The organism is Synechococcus sp. MU1625 (assembly GCF_020514205.1).
Taxonomy (GTDB): domain Bacteria; phylum Cyanobacteriota; class Cyanobacteriia; order PCC-6307; family Cyanobiaceae; genus Parasynechococcus.
The window spans coordinates 778153-794424 of record NZ_VTLA01000001.1; the positions used below are offsets into that span (position 1 = coordinate 778153).

Below are 16272 nucleotides of genomic sequence, written 5' to 3' on the forward strand. Positions count from 1 at the left end.
GAAGCTTGCTCGCCTGTGAATCAAGCGCGGCTGCGCTTGAGCATCAGCTGCAACTGACCCACCGCAGCACGGCCGATGTTGAAGGCAGCCCAGCTGACAGCGGCGAGGATCGGAGCGACCACAAGGAACAGACGGGCATCAATACCCAGTACTTGGCCCGTGGTGATCACGCTGAAGGCCGAGTAACCGACGATCACCAGGATGAGGACCAGACCGATGGCAACTCGGACCATTCTTGAAAACGGAAATCAGTGTCGCCGATCTTACGGACTTCTACGTGGATCCCACGACCTTCCTTGAAAGCTGATCAAATTCGCAGCAATCAAGGGGTTGAGTTCAAGGAGTGATTTGAGCGTGGGATACCGCCAGTCGCGCATAGCGCTGGGCATGGCGGCGCTGCTCTTCGAGCGCTTCCGGAGGAAGATCCCGCTTCACGACGGCCGGGGCGCCCATCACCAGAGTCCCAGGGGGCACATCCCTGGTGACGACTGATCCGGCGGCGACCAGAGCACCTGCACCAACGGTGACGCCATTCAGAACGATGGCCCCAATCCCCACCAGGCACCCATCCTCCAGGGTGGCGCCATGGATCACGGCCCGGTGACCAATGGTGACGTTGATACCGATACGTACCGGCTGCCCCGGATCGCCATGGAGCACGGCGCCATCCTGAACATTGCTCCCCGCTCCGATGCTGATCTGTTCCAAATCACCGCGAGCCACTGCCGTAGGCCAGAGGCTGCTGCCCTCTGCCATCCGGACATTGCCAATGACGACGGCGGAATCGGCGACCCAAGCATCAGCGTCGATCTGAGGATCGGGCCACGGCTTCGATCCAGTCATGACCATGGTTCGGCAGCCACCAGTCTCTCCGGCGACCTGAGTGATAACCTCAGCTGGTGCCAAAAACGGCATGCCCAAGCGGGCACGGGTCGCTAGCTCAGCGGTAGAGCATCCGGCTTTTAACCGGCTGGTCCTGAGTTCGAATCTCAGGCGACCCATATCAACGCTTTGATGTCGTCTCGTGACTCAGGCTGGCCATCACTGCGGCGGCTGTTAGAAAGCCGTGAATCCTTGATCAGGCCTGCGGTTCAGATGGCGTATTTCGCGTTCTTTGGCGTCACGATTCTTCTGGCTCTGCTGGGCGGACTGTTTTCCAGGGTCGCTGCAGAACGTTATTGGATGTGATCAAGAGCGGTGGCTGCAGCGAACGTGGCTGAGGTTGATCTCGCCGTCGTCGGAGCTGGGCTGTCCGGATGCAGCCTGATCGGTCGATTCCACCAGTTGCAATCCAATCTGAACATTGCGCTGATTGAAGCCGGCCGGGGGCCGGGGGGCAGGGCTGCCAGCCGTCGCAGGAGAGACCAAAGCGGCTGGTTGCTCGACCATGGAGCCCCTGGTTTTGCTCTCAAAAACCCTCCATCCCTTGGGATGAAGGAACTGTTGTCACCGTTGCAGTCGGCAGGAGTCCTGGAGCGCAACAAGCGTCCTGTGCTTTCGCTGGACGCAGACGCAGCCTTGTCTGCCGCCACAAGCCCTGAGGCCTGCCCGGAGGGCGGGTGGTGGCATGGCGTTCCCTGCATGGCCCGCATCTGCGAAGAGCTGCTTAATGGTGTTGGCTCAGCGCAAGTGAGCCGTCATTTCGAAACCCGCGTGCGCTGGCTGGAACGACGCAGCGATCATTGGATTCTCGAAAACGAAGATCGGAGCTGGAGCCTTAAGGCCCAGAAACTGGTGCTTAGTGGAACCCTGCTGGCCCATCCCCGCTCCCTGAAGATGCTGGCGTGGGACGACGTCCCCTTGAGATCAGCCGTTGCAAAGGGCGTGGACGTCGACCTCGATGCCGTTCTGAGTCAGCTCCAACGCATGCGCGCCGAGGTGCGCTGGAACTTAATGGTGGACATCGGTGTGCCCGACCTCAAGGGTGACGTCATCCCTGCTCAAATCTGGTTGAACGAAGCTGCCAAGGCGCGCTGGCAGGTGGAAAGGCTCGTTTTTCAGCCTCAAAGCGATGGACGCTGGGGGCTGGTGGTGCATGGTTTGGATTCGGGAGAAGCGATCACGCCCCAAAGCCAGGCTCGCCTGCTCGCGCAAGAGCAACATCGTCTTGTAAACCTGTTGCCCGAACTGCTCAAGTCTTCATCGGTTCTGTCAGCCGCGGGGAACGAGGCAAAACCCCTCGGCGTGATGCGCTGGGGAGCATCACGCCCCCTCGACCACCCTCTTGACCCAGAGCTTCAGTGGTGCCCCAAAAGCAGAGTGGGATTTTGCGGGGATTGGATCGAGGGCCCTGGCTTTGGAACAGCGGAAGGAGCGATTCGCAGCGGTGTCGACCTCGCTGAACAACTGCACGCTGACCGCTAACCTCTTAAGGCGCCGGGGAGTGGCGCAGTTTGGTAGCGCGCTTGCTTTGGGAGCAAGATGCCGCAGGTTCGAATCCTGTCTCCCCGATGCCCATCAAAGTCAGTCCCCAGCTGACATCTCCACCGCTCCGCAAGGGGCGGTTTTTTGTTGCTTGCGCAGACGTGTTGGGTCACGGTGTGGTGAGAGGGCAGGACCACATCCATTGATGTGAACAGAGGAGAAGAAGAGGGTGGTTTATTGCCTTGGGGTGAAGGTGGTTGACCGCTGATGAATTGAGCCGCCTACCCAGATGGGGGATGCGAAGCCCGAAATTCAGCCCAAACACCCCTCAGGGTGGGGCAGACGTTGCTACATGAGGAACCACTGTCTGCCTGAAAGCAATACTGACAAGGTTGAAGCACCCCTAGCGCTACTAGCTACTAAGTCGAAGACGGTCTCGAAGATCAAGCTGAGCGCCCCGGACTCCATCTGAAAAGGCCAAGGTCAACTGCTCAACATCGGAAACAACTCAAACAATGAAAAGACTATTCATTGCACTGCTTATGACCTTGCACCCTGCGCTTGCAAAAGGTGCTGTGGAGCCAAACATCGAGTTTGGCAATTTTGCATTTAACAAGCCTTACCTGATGTCAGTGAGTTACGCTAGATCAGCGCAGGACAATGCTTTATTTGCTCTTGCGATTACGACTAAAAATCAAGCCAAAGATAAAAACAGATTGGATATACCTACTGCACTTTCAGTGAACTGTAAAACCGGGTTATTCACCGCTGGATTTGGGTATGACGCAGAAGATGCTTTTAAGGTAGCCAAGCTAATTACAGGTTCTTTCTGCTTCATGCATAAGAAACAGTGGAGACATACTTCTTGGTGACGACCTCCCCTGACAACGCTTCTGGCTTTCAAAGATGTATTGACGAGATTCCGGGTAAGTGATAGCAGGGAACTCTCAAGGCAGTCACATCTGTTCGATGCCTCAAGACACCCGCATTGCTGTCTTCTTGATGGTGCTCTTAGCTGAAGGTCACTTTGAACGGAAGGCTTGAGAGTTTCTCTTCGCTTCACTCCACTGATCGCGTGTGGCGTAATCGGCTGTAAAGGCCACTTGTTGGCAGATGAACAATTTCTCATCCTGCGCCCAGGCGCATGCTTGTTTGGGTTTAATCAGGAATGTGCGTCCATTGTTGTTGACCAGCTTGATGTCAGTGCTGTCGCAGAAACAGGAATCTGAATTGTAATCGGCTGGCTTGGTGCATGCTGCTTTTGAGGATTTGAGTTGCATTCGAGGCGTCTGCAAACATTCCTGATTGAGCCTTTCTGCTTCCTCCTCAAAAAGGACTTTATTGCTAAAAGTCTGGTCCACATAAATCTTGACTACACCCTCGTCATTGATCCAGTTTTTTGAGGCTACTTCCGCATCAATCCGTGCTTCGTAGAGGTTGGCGGGTTTGTGAGGTGTGCAACTGCTCATGAGGACCGGAGACCATCCACACCAGTTAATGCGAAATCTTTCTCACCATGGTTCTTGCTTGCCGGTGTACTCCCTCTTATTCATAACGATCATTTACCCAGATAGCTACTTTACCGAGACCAGCCTTCAACGCCCGGCTTCTTTGGCGCTTCGTGAAAGCTGCGGTCCTTGTTCGGCATATCCGGAGTCTGGAGCGGAGAACTCTCAGGGCAGTCACGTCTCAACCATGACCCGCGACACCCGCATTGCCCTGTTCCTGCTGGGGGAACTCGTGGCAGCACTACGAGCCAAGACTTCTGACCTCTTCAAGCGTTGGCTGCCTGGTGGGGTGCGAGCCCATGCCAAAGCACCTGCAACAGCGGAAGCACCTGAAGAAGCGATGCAAGCATTGGGCACCGACCTGGCAGAAGGAGATGGGCTGGGCACCTCAGGCTGGTTAGTCAGTCAGGACTCAGCGTCCAGAAGCTCAATCTCCACTTCACGCCCTTTCAGCCTGTTGAGCATGTCGCGGCTGTGATCGATGGGCGATCCGTAGTACTCGAAATCCATCTGGAACTGCGGCAGGACGGAGCGCAGTCCACGACGTTTCTGCCGAGCCAAATAACGATGAAAGCGGTTGAACGACCTTGATCGGCTCATGGCACCACCTTCGGTTGTTACTCCGTTGTAAGGCGTCTGCAGGGGTGAGAACTGTGTTGGAACAAACCATCGGCAAAGCTACAGCTCGCATAAAAAAGAGCTGCAAGCCTTGGGCGCCCATCTGAAAGAAGGAAATGGGCTGGGCACCAGAAGCGGGCTAGGGCCCCCAGGTCTCGGTATACAGACAACGGCTTAGCCAGGCAAAAACCATCTAAAAATGACCGGTGGTTTCAAATGAACGTGGCGCGTTTTCTACTCAGAGACGGGAACAAGGTCGGGGCTGCCGTCTCACCAGAAGGGCTTGAGATCTTCACCTACCAAGACCCGAAAGGACAGGAGATCCACGCTTTGGCAACAGTCAAAGCGGAGAGGGAGTTTCTCAAGCAGGTCCCATCGAAACTTCTCCCGCTGTATGTGCGCATGGAGCAGGCCCTTGCCAAGACAGTTGGTCGGAGCTGAGATCACATGAGAAACCTCAATCAGGCGGTCCTGATCATCCTGCTGATCCTGGCGATAGGAACTGGGATTTGGCTCAACAAGACTGCATGGCGTAACCGGCGTCTTATCTGGCAGATGCAGGCTGCCGTCGTCGCTGGCGGCGTCGGCTTCGTCGCCGGCCGAGTAACAGGAGGCAAAGGCTGAATCACCCAACTAATGAGAGCCGGCGGCACCGTGGCGGCCTGCACTTAACCAAGTAGTAGTCAGTTCCTGCAGAGTGCTGCAAGCCACAACGAAGGCTGAGTTCTCAACCCAGGATGTGCCGAAAGCCGTCCGCTTCATGGCATCCAAATTTTTCCACGTTCATCACGAGTTCCGCGCAGGCAAAGCGATGACGGACGGAATACGGGGTGAGCTATTCGTGCAATGTTCAGAAGAGTCTCAGAAGCGGTTCTGCCGTCTCGGCCCATGCTGAAGTAGAGGAATGCTTGAATCGCGATCAGTCAACGAATGGGAATCATGGCTGCAACGCCGTGATTCAAAAGATGTCCACTGGGATGACGCAGAAGAGCTGAGGTTCCTATCAAGCGTCCTGTTGATCTGCTTGCCGAAACGCTGGATGCACGAAATGCAAGTAGCAGGACATAGAAACGTGAGTACCTAACCAGGCTCTGGAATCATGTTCATAGGCATCTTCCAAACAGGAGGCCAGATTGTTGAATGGCATTCAAAAAAATTATGTAATGAGTCAATGCTCCTTCGTTGCTTCTGCACTCGATTGACGTCCAACAGGCAATAACACAACTGGAAACTTTCATCAATTATCAATAAAATAGCCCACACGATTATTATCTTATTACATCAAATTAGCGGCAGCATTATTTCCTGCTGTACCGATTCAACCCACTAATCCATCAACTGGTCTCGTAGAAGGCGTTTTTGATGCCTAACAGAGAGATGCTGGCCAATCCTGAACCCGCGCCAGGATCTTTTGAGCGGCGCAATCTGCTCATAAGTCAGACACGAGAGGTCTTGTAAGCGCCAAGCTGACCAAAGAAGGCGCATACGAAGGCACCTTCTTTCCAATGGTATTTCCGTTAACCATTGGGCGCTGGTCACTGCACTGACTCTCTTCTGGCGATGCGGGGAGTCAGACCAGCGTTTCTTCGCTTGGAGGGTTGCAACGCAGACGGCCTAACTTCTGCATCGTCGCTCCACCTTCGATGATGGTCTCACTGTGAATCAGCATCACACAGCCATAATCTCTATGCAGACCTGTCGCCTAGATGCGAGAGGGAAACCACATCGGGCGCGGTTGTTCGATGGATGCGTGGTTAACGAGCTGTCGGCCATTTCACTCCTTTTCTGGCGCCTCATCAACGGCAGCTGCGTTGAAAAGCAGCATTTGAGTGGAACACAGCGATACCCACTCAGCACCGACACCCGGGAAAGCATCAGCAGCAATCCTGAGAAGCAATAAAAAACCCTTGGAGTGGAAACACACCAAAGGCGATTTTTCTTCTAGCGATAACACCCATCAGCCTTGGACCAATTCAGGAACAACCCAGAAAGGATCAACAGAGCAGAAACATTGTAATTATGCAGCCAAAGACTGTTGCTTAAGAGATAAGCGACCTCCAGCCATCGAGTTATGAACTAAATCTTGAGCATATTGGCGACCTGCTTTTTGTGCTTCACGGACACTTTTAAAATTACCGACAAAATCGTACTCTTTTCCATCAACCGTTGCTGCTACGGCATAGAGCTTGTCAGCGACCTTACTGACAGACCAGCGCAAGAAACACGCAGGGGAGTTCTTCTGGCTGTGCATACTGTCCTCCATAAAATACAAGTGGACTTAAGCACTTACCCGCTTAACCAAGCCAAAGGCTTTATATTACGCAAATAGGTAATTATTTTCTTTTCATTATTTGACCGTCAAAGGATCATTCTCTCAATTGCATACGTGGGGAACAATTGCCTATTTTTTGTTCAGGTCAGGCGGGCATGGCATCGCCCACACCAGGATCTGAAGATCGCGATGGAGCAGCGAACCTTGACCTCCTGAGCTCAGCTGAGGAATGGGGGGGGTCCCTCGAAACTGAGCCCCGCTTAAGAGCTCAGAGGATGCCGAGAGGTCCCTTTTTCTTCTTGCAGTAGCCAGCGCCAATATTCATCCATCCTGACGGGCAAGCTTCGCCGGCAGTAGGGGCCACCTCGTAATAGATGGGCGACACACATGTCGTACCAAGGGTATTGACGTAACCAAGCGGGCACTGGTCATGCCCCGGAGCTTTAGGGATCTCCTTTTGAGCCATTGCAGCAGGCATGGCTGAAGCAAGTGCCAAAGGCAGCAGCGCGAAGAGTGCTCTGTTCATGGACGGATGGTTGCTTGGTTGCGCTCTAGCAACTCCAGTCGTCTAAGACAAGGTGATTCGGCCTTGAGTGGAGCCATCAGATCAGTTATGGCTTCAGCTTGAGCCGCCCATGAGTAGAGATATTCAGGTGCACCTCAATGGAGCACTCGATGACCTGCCTCGCGGGTATGAGCGATAAAAATGAGCGAGAATGGAGCCAATGGCTCCATCTAGAGCACTTGCTCAAAGCGACATCAGCGGTTGCAAGGCCTAGACGAGCAAAGAATTGGCACAATTTAAATGTATTGCTAACAATAAAGATGCATTGCTCTTCTTGGCTTGAGAAAAAACCACTTCGGAGCCTCTTCATTCGGATTAGTTGTCGTTTCTATATTTGTATCGATGATGCCCACAAGCACGCTCGCTCAGCAGAGCGTGATGGGCACCTGCACCTGGACGAAAGGGAACTCACAGCCACGCAAGCAATCATGCACAATGCAGCACTTCAACTCTGGAAGCCTGACAATAACTACATACAAAAAGAATTATATTTTTGAGCCTTACAGCTCCAGAGGTGGATACAAGCATTTTAATCGAGTTTTTCAATTACATGGCGATTTAAACCCGAAGGTTAGTGGAGAAACTTCATTTAGCCTGATTAGCGTCGAAGCCAGCAAAACGTTTAAGAAGCTTGAGTTCAACTCTGAGAATCTATAAAAGAGAACTGCTCTCCACATCAATCAAGAGCTAGTCTTCAAACAGATGATTAGGAAAGAAATTATCAAGGTTGATCAAGACCTCTCTCCTTCGCATAACTCTTGAAATGATTCGGGAATTCATCTGCAAGAAGAACAAGCGCATGGCTTGCGGAGCCCATTTGTTCGGTGACTTCATCAAAAACCGAAGCGAAGCAGCTTTCGCACCTGATTTCCAGGCAGAGCTCTTCCCATGTTGTTTGTTGTTGATTAAAACTGGCAACAAGCTCCTGGAACGTCATTGGAATCAGCTACTTTTAAACCTGCTTATCATAAGGAACGCTCAGAGAGGATTGGATGTCTCTCAGCCTGCATGAATCCATCATCCATCATCGATGGCGTTAAACTCTGGGCAGACATCGATAGGCTCACCCTTCACCGTTATGGCCTGAGCAGAACTGAGTGTGATTGACCAAAATAGGAAAATGAAACGACTGCAGCGACTGCTTCAGCGATTGGTAGGCAAACGGGAAAAGCCTCCATTGCACACACCTGAAGAGCTGGAATGCTTTAAAGCAGATGCGATTGAGAACCGCAGCAAGCACTACTGATGCAGGGAGCAACAGAACTGGCACTGCTCACTCTTGCTTTTGTCGGTCTTCAGCTGTGGTGGCTCAGCAAGGTCTTTTTGAATCGCCCTCGACAGCCAAGACCCTTGGGCAAACCGATGCGAGCTAATTCACTCCAGAATGAAAAAAACATCCTGCAAAAGATCTTTGATCAATCCTGATCACTCACATCTGATGCTCTTACCTCGATGGCCATGACCTAGGGAACAGGGCTATCGGTATGCCTAGGGACAAACACCGATGCATTCCATGATCTGAACGATCAACGTGGTTCATCAGCAAAGACAAGGATGTCACTCATTTGTTGTGCTCACTGTGGTCACATGCACTCGAGCGTGAGAGTCGACTGCCCTCAGTGCAACGTAAAAGCGGACGATCTGAGCAGCCTTAGGGCAACTGCGCAGAGAGAAACATGGAGACCCAATCCATGTGCTGATCGTTTCAAAGTAAGGAAGAGCCAGCCAAAACCAATCTGAAGACAGCACGGACGATGACTCGTATTGGGGTGTTTTGGCAAGGCATCCCGCTCCTCGGATGGGATGACCGCTCAGTGCAGTGCTTCAAAAGAGGCCGTTACTAGCCCATGGGTTCTGAAGCTGGGGTTAAAACTCTGGTGACAAACCGGTCGGTCATTTTTATTTCGGTCGATACCGTCAGCGACAGCAATGGGACGACGACTGTGAGTGTCCGACTTGTCGTTGATAGAAGAAGGATCTCCGATCTTGTCTCCCCTCAGGCCAACGGAGGCTGGCAGCAAAACTCCTCGAACTGATTCTCTGCAACTGAGCTCAGACACTGCCGGCTGCTACAGCTGCGTTTCAGTTGCTAAGTGTTGGGTGCGTGATGCAACAACCATGGCCTTTGAAGCTCCCCCTGCAGAGGGACGTCAGTGCACAAGCTGCGGTGACATCAAAATCCTGAATTTCTTTGGCTTGGACAGCAAAGAGTGCCGGAACTGTGAAGCGAAACGTCGCCGACATGCCTTGAAGCAAGAGGCCGATGGGGCAACCGAGGCTTGAATCCTCAACAACGATCAGGTGACTTAACCAAAATCGCGTATTGGCCCAGCCTGCAATAAGTATATGCACCAATGTTCAGGCAGTAGCAATGCGCTATCACCAGAGAAGAGTTGAAAAGAGTTGTCATGGGCAAGGTTCTTTCCGCAGCCAAATGGTCATTTGATCTTCTGGGTCAGCGCATCGCCGCTCTACGTCTGAAAAAAAGCTTTTCAGAGTCAACAATTTACAGCGAATTTGCCTACGACGAATCGCAGATGAGAGAAGCAAATGAAATTAAGAGACAGCAGAAATCAACTCTTGAATACGACTGCTGAACCTGCCAAAACCATGGATGCGAAGTGAATGAAGAAGCCACTTCGAATTTTCAAGTGATCCCACTGGAAGAACTCAGAATCCCCCCCCCCGCGCCAAGAGCTCCCGATTAAATAGCAGGATCTCGGCCGAAATGCCATGGAGGTCTCACAGCTCTAGGGGAGTTGGCGCTTTCAGCCCCAGTCCCCTAGAACGCAAGTCAACACACTTATCGTTATGGCCTTGATTCCCCGCTGGCAGTACATGACTGACAGCAGCAAAGCAATGGTCAAACGATCCGCGATCACGCTTGTGGTCGTCTTGGTCGGTTTAACGCTTTTGCGGGCCATTTTCCCGTGGATTCTGCTTGGGCTGGCCATCTACGGAGCTTGGTGTCTGCTGAACCGGCAATAATCCATGAAAGAAGAGACATCGCAAGCCAGACGAAAGCTATTCATCTGGGCCCTTGCTCTCAACATCGTCGCTTGGGGCGCCTATTTTTATTTAACCAAGGTGATGGGATTCGACTTTGAATCGATTCGTCAAGCCAGGATTGCTGGTTGAGTCTTGACGATCATGTGAGGGCTTCCCTCAGAACAAACCACCGCACTGGGCGGATGAAATTCAACGATCGACTGGCTCGATCGACTTCGAATGCCAGTGCGGCGTTACATCGGGACAACCTCTCCACGATGAACGAGAGGCTCAGCCCAGGCTGAGCAATGGCGGGGCTTCAGCATGGGTTGCGCCATGCAAGCAGCAGCTGCATGATCACCCTCTCTTCATCGGCCTGCACCAATGAAAGGCATCGCGTCATAACCTCCTGTTAAACAGCAGAGCACTGCCGCATGAATCGCTCCCTGAAGCCGAGTCCTGAGGCTCAGCAATCCTCTGGAGATGGTCAATCGGAGAGCTTGGTGAGGCAAAAGACTGTGCAGAAGATATGTGGCCAAGCCTTTGTGTTTTTTGGAGTCGTTGTTCTGGGGGTTTCACTTTATAAATTTTTTAGCGCTTTTTGGCTCAATGTTTCTCCCTGGCCCGAGCTGCTGCTTGGAGCCGTTGGGTTGGTGTTGGTTATCTCAGGAAGCATTGTCCGAAAATCAGCTTTTTCAACGTCCTTGCTTTCGGAATTCAGCCCTTCAGCTCGAGCTCGACGTTCACTGCTCATGCTTGCCCTTGCGGGCTTGATCATGGGCTGCCTGGTTCTGCTCAAGTTTTCCGTTCAGGATGTCTTGCGTTACAAGCGCCTGCTTGGTGAGGGAGGAATTCTTGAGTATTTGCAAGCCCTGATCTTATTTACTTCGGCGTGGGTTTCTTGGCTGATCTCCAGGGATCTATGGAGACGTCTATTAATGCGCTTGCACGCTGTCATTTACGCCATCATTTCTTTTGGCATGTTCTTCGTTGGCCTAGAGGAGATTGCTTGGGGTCAAGTATTATTTGGATGGAAAACACCAGAGAATATTGCAGCTGTTAACGCTCAGAATCAAACCACATTTCACAACCTAAAGTTCTTCCAAAACCATCTCGATCTCAACCTTTTCTTGTTTTCAGCCTTGATCCTGATTTTGGTGCTATGGCGACCTTCTGTTGGCTTTATCCGATCAAGACTTCTTAGCGGCGGGGCAACCTCTCCCACAGTATTCTTTGTGCCAAGATGTTTCTGGCCGCTATTCTTCTGCGCCGCATTTCTATCTTATTTCGTAGCCACGGAATCGGGAACTGACTTTATAATTAATATCGATCAAGAATGGGCAGAATTTTGCCTATACCTCGCTTTTGGATTGGGCTTATTAAGAACATATATTCTGCTTGGTGATGCTCCACGCCATCGGCGTGACTGATTAAGCCATATCAACACTTCACCCGATGCATCCGTGTGACTAAAAATCACTATTAAGCTATAAAAACAAATATGCAAAACCCATTAATCTCTGCACTGAGAGATCGATCTTGATTTCGAGATGTGCTGAGTTCTTTGACGCTTTCATGAAGTTGCTCCTCTTTCGTAATCGATGGCTTCATCCAGTCTCCAGATGAATTCATCAACACTTTGGCGATGGGAGTACCTCACTCCAATGGCGCCACCCGATCGGTCCTTTTCTCCGCAGCGTTGTTGCATTCAATCCGGCTAGCTGGCTTTGGCATGGTGCTGACAAGCCTGGCGCGCAAGAGAAAAACCGTCACCACTGCAAGCGGCCTTCAGCGGCGCCAACAAACAACCCAAGCCTGATCAGGCTCCACAAGCTCCTTGAGTGCGAACCATGGCTTGCCAAAGCAAGGGTTGCAGGTGCAGATCAACAGCTGACCGCATCCAGCCGCAAAAGGCTTGCTCGAAGGGAGACCGAGGTTATAAATCGTTCGGTGCAGACAAAAAACCGCCCCATCGCAGGAGCGGTTTCAAGAGCCGTAGCAATCCCCATCACCCGGCAATCTGCACCAGATTTTGATGCAATAAAAAAATAATACCCATTAGCCCCCAGATGTAGGGGACGACAACAGTCACTTAAGACTCAAATGAATATGCGTAACGAAGCTGCATCAGGCGCGGGCAGCACTGCATCTAGTGCTAGCGGTAGTTAGGCATCCTCACCCACATCGACCATGCTTGTCGCGGCGACAAGCTAGTGATTGGCCAGACACTAGATCTGGTGGAGAGCGTCAACACAGCGATGGAATCATGCTGCGCCATGATGAAGACATTCTTAAGGGAGCAGCCATGATTGCTGGCCCGTCCTGCCCATTGCACTTAGGACTTCTCGACAGTCCTGACTACTGGACTGATGACGCACTCATCTCTGCATTGCGTCCCTTGAATGCAGAGGAACTTCACCACTTGGCCATCGGATCCCAACAACAGAAGAAGCGGGAAGAACGTCACCGACGCTTCGCTTAAGTGCGAATGATCTGGCCTCAGGCCAATGCACAGAGGAAGACAGTGACGCAATTCATTCAACGCCACTGGCTCAACCTGAGCTCAACCCTGCTTGTGTGCATCACAGCGTTGTCGTTACATCCCCTCAACACGCTTCCTGAAGTTCCAGGTTCCGACAAAACCCATCATTTCGTTGCCTACGCAGCGCTGGCCTTTCCAACCGCAAGGCGCCAGCCCAGACGAGGCTCATCATCCTCGGCTTTGCGCTCTACAGCGGCTTCATCGAACTGATCCAGCCCCGTGTGAATCGCCAAGGAGAATGCATGGATTTTCTAGCCAATACCTGCGGACTGTTAATTGGCGTTGTGTTGTCTTTTCAACCAATATGCTTGAAAGGCATAATCCCGGCAAGCATTAATTGGTAGCAGAGCTTGCAAAAATATCTCTCTGCATGAACTAGAAATACTTTTATCTAACGAGAGTTCCGTGGAGACATTACACAAATAACATCGCAACATGAGACAGACCAACTTTCATCCTTGTTGTGAAAAATGCAGTCTGCAAGCCCTCGTTGTCTCGGCCTCAACAATTACCCAGGCTTGTCATTTCACATCGATAAACTTGAACGAAAGATCCATGGCTGATGTTCGTGGATTGGGCCTCTCACGAAGATTTCTCCCTCATGAAATTAGATCGTGTCGTTTTCTACGGGAGACTTGGGGAGCAGGCCATGCAGATGTTCGGTCTCGCGGCTGAACTCGACCGCTGGCGGGGCTCCACAGTTCTCGACTGCCCTGGAGGTCCGGGGACCCTGGCGGCCCACCTGCGCGCCGAAGGCTGCGACGTCACGGCCATCGATCCTGTCTATGCGCTCCCCCGGGCGGACCTGGAGCGCCGCGCCCTGGCGGATCTGGAGCAGACCATGGCCATACAAGCCACCAGCCCCACACTGCGCAGCGACTTTGATCTTGAGGCCTGTCGACAGGAGCACCTAGTCGCCCTAAAAGAATTTCTCGACGACCACCGGGCCCATCCAGATCGCTATCTGAGTGCGGCCTTACCCGATCTGCCCTTCAAGGATCAGAGCTTTGATCTGGTGCTCTGCGGTCACCTGCTGTTCTCCTATGCGCCCCTGGCCGATGGGGGGCTGATGGCTGGTCAGGGGCTGGATCTGACCTGGCATCGTCGTGCTCTGGCGGAACTGTGCCGTGTCAGTCGCCGACAGGTTCGGCTTTATCCGGCCCACACCATCGCCCTCAACGCCCTCCGCCATCCCTATGCAGAGGCTCTGCTGGCCGAGCTGCCGGCCGGATGGCGAGGCTGTTTCGTCCCAAGCATCTATGACCAGGGGCATCGAGGCTGCACAGATGCCCTGCAGTTGGTGCGCCTTGAACCATGACCGGCTCCGCTGTCGCGACTTATCTCAGCGCAAAGCGCATGTTCAGATCCACCCCAGTTTTGGCGTAGAGCTTCAAGTCGGCAGGGTTGCCCCCAAATGCTGCCAGCACGATGGAGGCCCGAGCAGGGCGCGCCTCTGCCTGAGGACAAAGCATGGGAACCAAGGTTGCCAGGGACTAGGGGCTGAACTCGTTAAGCAACAGGACATCCGCGCCGGCAACCACCGCAATTCCTGATCGATCCGGAGGGACGAGAAGCGTGTCTGGGCTCGGTTTCTCGAGGCTGACATGGCTGGCGGAGATGACATGCCTCCGGCCTGCATCCAAACCAATCCCTTTGCCAGCAGTCGATGACTCTCCTTAGCGAGACGACTCTTCAGCTCGCGCTTTACAAAGCGTTACGCAGGGCTTAACATTTTGAAATCTTCAGAACAGTCATGGCTTCTTCCACCCCCAATGACGACTGGTTCCAAAACGCCGCCGCTGCACAAATCCGCAACGAGCGCTTTGAGCGAGCCGAACTACTCAATGGCCGCACCGCAATGATTGGCTTTGTTGTAGGCGTCCTGACGGAGGCCCTGACGGGACACGGGATCGTCAGTCAGATCACCTTCGGGGTTTTCGGCTGCAACTAATTACTTCGGGGGCTTCCTGGACACCTCAGCAGTGACTCCCAGGCCCCCACTCCATCGATATCTGCAGGCCATCCCCAAAAGCCTTCGATGGGGACTGCCACTCATCGCATCGCCACTACAAGGGAAATCATGCAGAAGCCGCCTTTAAACCCGCTTGTTGCAATGACTCTTGAAGTTATGGACGTTTTGCGTTAGAAGGTTATGAATTGGTTATGAAGCGATGAAGACAAGCACTGCTCACCTACGTCTCGAGTCCCTCCAGCTCGCTGCTGAAGAGTGCAAGACCCGCGACGAAGCCCAGAAGATCCTGAAGAAGGCTGACAAGGCTCACGCCAAGCTCGAGTCATCAGCAGCTCCGTTTCACCGCCCCAGCTCTTAGACGTACCAATCAGATGTCAAGGTCATACAGGGGCATGTTCGATACATGACAGCTCCTGCAAGATGAATCTGAAAAGCTGAGCACAACCGACTGTGGATCTTCGTTCTTCAGGTGCATTGCTTCGCATCTTGGTGCTGATGGCAATTGCCGATGGTGTCCTTGCACCAGAGGAGCTTGTGATGTTGGAGAGATTGAGCAAGCAATACTTCAAGAAGTCAGAGTTCGATAGCTGGGATCAGGCTTTTGAAAACCCGATGGATCTGAAGCAACTCGCCCAGGAGATTGCAATTGCCGACCGCCCTCTGGCCGCGAAGCTCGCTTATATGGTGATTGGCTGCAGCCGAGAGGACTACGGGTTTGCTGTTAACTCGGCAGAACGCAAAGCATTCGATCAATTAACTCAGAGTCTTGATCTTACGGAGCTTCAAAAAGACTTAGCCATCCAAGAGGCAAGCCATGAACTCGCTCGCCGACCTGGTTTTTGGGAGATTCTGATGAACACCTTCAGCAACCAATTCATGTTGGATACAGATCCCAATCCCATGGCTCCATCGAACTGAACACGTCCTGTTCATATCAGTTCCGGATGGTTGGGATCCCCCTTAAACGGACCACGTGTCCAAGGTGTGATCCAGCCTCCGTAAAACAAACCTGGCTGAGCCAAAACCGTCTCCCCTTCCAACCTGCAACCATCAACACTTCTTGGATAAATGCTGATCCATCCGGCTAAGAGAGCAAACGATTGGGTTGGATCGGGATAGCTCCACCCCGCACGAACGCGACGACTGGTTCCATCATCAGCGCTTACATCCCAGTAGGAAGCAACTCCTTTCCATTCGCAAAACGACGGCCGCCCCGTTGAAGGGTGGAGCGTGCCAGGTTTAAAAGCCGAAGGATGAAGATAAATCGTAGGAGGGTGGAATGTCTCACAGACACGCACATAGCGCTGATCTTGTGCAATCAACTCTCCCAAAATCCAAATTTCGACAGAACCCGACACCAGCTCAACCAAGGGGGGACGAGGATATTCAGAAGCATTTTCAACGGGTCGCATGTGATCTATCCCTGTCTCAATCAGAAGCAAT

At 52.6% G+C, this 16272-nt stretch carries 22 protein-coding genes and 2 tRNA genes; 16 read left to right on the top strand and 8 right to left on the bottom strand.

Annotation, left to right across the window (positions count from 1 at the left end):
- Positions 1–20 precede the first annotated feature (20 nt).
- Entirely contained in the window at positions 21–143 is a 123-nt protein-coding gene (locus FZX13_RS04560; protein WP_025362202.1) for a photosystem II protein Y, read from the bottom strand.
- A gap of 193 nt (positions 144–336) precedes the next feature.
- Complete coding sequence (locus FZX13_RS04565; protein ID WP_370630775.1) at positions 337–843, bottom strand: gamma carbonic anhydrase family protein; 507 nt, start codon at positions 841–843, stop codon at positions 337–339.
- An 86-nt stretch (positions 844–929) separates the two neighbouring features.
- On the opposite strand from FZX13_RS04565, the gene FZX13_RS04570 reads away from it, so the two are divergent.
- From FZX13_RS04570 to FZX13_RS04590, 5 genes are all read left to right on the top strand, one after another.
- Positions 930–1001 (top strand) — tRNA-Lys (locus tag FZX13_RS04570).
- A gap of 13 nt (positions 1002–1014) precedes the next feature.
- The gene (locus FZX13_RS04575; protein ID WP_226407707.1) at positions 1015–1188 is read left to right on the top strand and encodes a hypothetical protein; all 174 of its coding nucleotides are present in this window, start codon (positions 1015–1017) and stop codon (positions 1186–1188) included.
- A 9-nt stretch (positions 1189–1197) separates the two neighbouring features.
- Complete coding sequence (locus tag FZX13_RS04580; RefSeq protein ID WP_226407709.1) at positions 1198–2364, top strand: NAD(P)-binding protein; 1167 nt, start codon at positions 1198–1200, stop codon at positions 2362–2364.
- A 13-nt stretch (positions 2365–2377) separates the two neighbouring features.
- A tRNA-Pro gene (locus FZX13_RS04585) sits at positions 2378–2451 on the top strand.
- 455 nt (positions 2452–2906) lie between these two features.
- A complete protein-coding gene (locus tag FZX13_RS04590; RefSeq protein ID WP_226407720.1) occupies positions 2907–3236 on the top strand; it encodes a hypothetical protein in 330 nt (109 codons plus the stop codon).
- A 150-nt stretch (positions 3237–3386) separates the two neighbouring features.
- Here the strand turns inward: FZX13_RS04590 and FZX13_RS04595 are convergent, their stop codons facing one another.
- Entirely contained in the window at positions 3387–3833 is a 447-nt protein-coding gene (locus FZX13_RS04595; protein ID WP_226407722.1) for a hypothetical protein, read from the bottom strand.
- A gap of 226 nt (positions 3834–4059) precedes the next feature.
- Here FZX13_RS04595 and FZX13_RS04600 point away from each other — a divergent pair, with 226 nt between their 5' ends.
- The 3 genes from FZX13_RS04600 (at position 4060) to FZX13_RS04610 (ending at position 5114) form a co-directional block, all read left to right on the top strand.
- Entirely contained in the window at positions 4060–4350 is a 291-nt protein-coding gene (locus tag FZX13_RS04600; protein ID WP_226407724.1) for a hypothetical protein, read from the top strand.
- 356 nt (positions 4351–4706) lie between these two features.
- On the top strand, positions 4707–4931 hold the full coding sequence (locus tag FZX13_RS04605; protein WP_226407726.1) for a hypothetical protein: 225 nt from the start codon (positions 4707–4709) through the stop codon (positions 4929–4931).
- Positions 4932–4937: 6 nt separating this feature from the next.
- Positions 4938–5114, top strand: a complete 177-nt coding sequence (locus FZX13_RS04610) for a hypothetical protein (protein ID WP_226407728.1) — start codon at positions 4938–4940, stop codon at positions 5112–5114.
- Positions 5115–6507: 1393 nt separating this feature from the next.
- On the opposite strand, the gene FZX13_RS04615 is transcribed toward FZX13_RS04610, so the two are convergent.
- Positions 6508–6741: a hypothetical protein gene (locus FZX13_RS04615; RefSeq protein ID WP_115025361.1), complete on the bottom strand. Its 234-nt coding sequence runs from the start codon at positions 6739–6741 to the stop codon at positions 6508–6510.
- A gap of 289 nt (positions 6742–7030) precedes the next feature.
- Positions 7031–7288: a hypothetical protein gene (locus FZX13_RS04620; RefSeq protein WP_226398118.1), complete on the bottom strand. Its 258-nt coding sequence runs from the start codon at positions 7286–7288 to the stop codon at positions 7031–7033.
- Between the two features lie 149 nt (positions 7289–7437).
- On the opposite strand from FZX13_RS04620, the gene FZX13_RS04625 reads away from it, so the two are divergent.
- A complete protein-coding gene (locus tag FZX13_RS04625; RefSeq protein ID WP_226407730.1) occupies positions 7438–7824 on the top strand; it encodes a hypothetical protein in 387 nt (128 codons plus the stop codon).
- A 224-nt stretch (positions 7825–8048) separates the two neighbouring features.
- On the opposite strand, the gene FZX13_RS04630 is transcribed toward FZX13_RS04625, so the two are convergent.
- Positions 8049–8264, bottom strand: coding sequence for a hypothetical protein (locus FZX13_RS04630; RefSeq protein WP_115025151.1), 216 nt, complete (start codon positions 8262–8264; stop codon positions 8049–8051).
- A gap of 1471 nt (positions 8265–9735) precedes the next feature.
- On the opposite strand from FZX13_RS04630, the gene FZX13_RS04635 reads away from it, so the two are divergent.
- The 5 genes from FZX13_RS04635 (at position 9736) to FZX13_RS04655 (ending at position 14175) form a co-directional block, all read left to right on the top strand.
- Complete coding sequence (locus tag FZX13_RS04635) at positions 9736–9924, top strand: hypothetical protein (protein ID WP_226407732.1); 189 nt, start codon at positions 9736–9738, stop codon at positions 9922–9924.
- Positions 9925–10318: 394 nt separating this feature from the next.
- Positions 10319–10465: a hypothetical protein gene (locus FZX13_RS04640; protein WP_226407734.1), complete on the top strand. Its 147-nt coding sequence runs from the start codon at positions 10319–10321 to the stop codon at positions 10463–10465.
- Positions 10466–10749: 284 nt separating this feature from the next.
- Positions 10750–11745: a pectate lyase gene (locus tag FZX13_RS04645; protein WP_226407736.1), complete on the top strand. Its 996-nt coding sequence runs from the start codon at positions 10750–10752 to the stop codon at positions 11743–11745.
- Between the two features lie 836 nt (positions 11746–12581).
- The gene (locus tag FZX13_RS04650; protein WP_115025155.1) at positions 12582–12797 is read left to right on the top strand and encodes a hypothetical protein; all 216 of its coding nucleotides are present in this window, start codon (positions 12582–12584) and stop codon (positions 12795–12797) included.
- A gap of 661 nt (positions 12798–13458) precedes the next feature.
- Positions 13459–14175, top strand: a complete 717-nt coding sequence (locus FZX13_RS04655; RefSeq protein WP_226407738.1) for a methyltransferase domain-containing protein — start codon at positions 13459–13461, stop codon at positions 14173–14175.
- Between the two features lie 19 nt (positions 14176–14194).
- Here FZX13_RS04655 and FZX13_RS04660 read toward each other — a convergent pair whose 3' ends face one another.
- A complete protein-coding gene (locus tag FZX13_RS04660; RefSeq protein WP_226407740.1) occupies positions 14195–14338 on the bottom strand; it encodes a hypothetical protein in 144 nt (47 codons plus the stop codon).
- A 272-nt stretch (positions 14339–14610) separates the two neighbouring features.
- Between FZX13_RS04660 and FZX13_RS04665 the strand changes: the two genes are divergently transcribed.
- Positions 14611–14808, top strand: a complete 198-nt coding sequence (locus FZX13_RS04665; RefSeq protein WP_115093545.1) for a chlorophyll a/b-binding protein — start codon at positions 14611–14613, stop codon at positions 14806–14808.
- A 471-nt stretch (positions 14809–15279) separates the two neighbouring features.
- Positions 15280–15747, top strand: a complete 468-nt coding sequence (locus FZX13_RS04670; RefSeq protein WP_226407742.1) for a hypothetical protein — start codon at positions 15280–15282, stop codon at positions 15745–15747.
- Positions 15748–15758: 11 nt separating this feature from the next.
- On the opposite strand, the gene FZX13_RS04675 is transcribed toward FZX13_RS04670, so the two are convergent.
- Entirely contained in the window at positions 15759–16241 is a 483-nt protein-coding gene (locus FZX13_RS04675) for a DUF427 domain-containing protein (RefSeq protein WP_115025159.1), read from the bottom strand.
- Between the last annotated feature and the right edge of the window lie 31 nt (positions 16242–16272).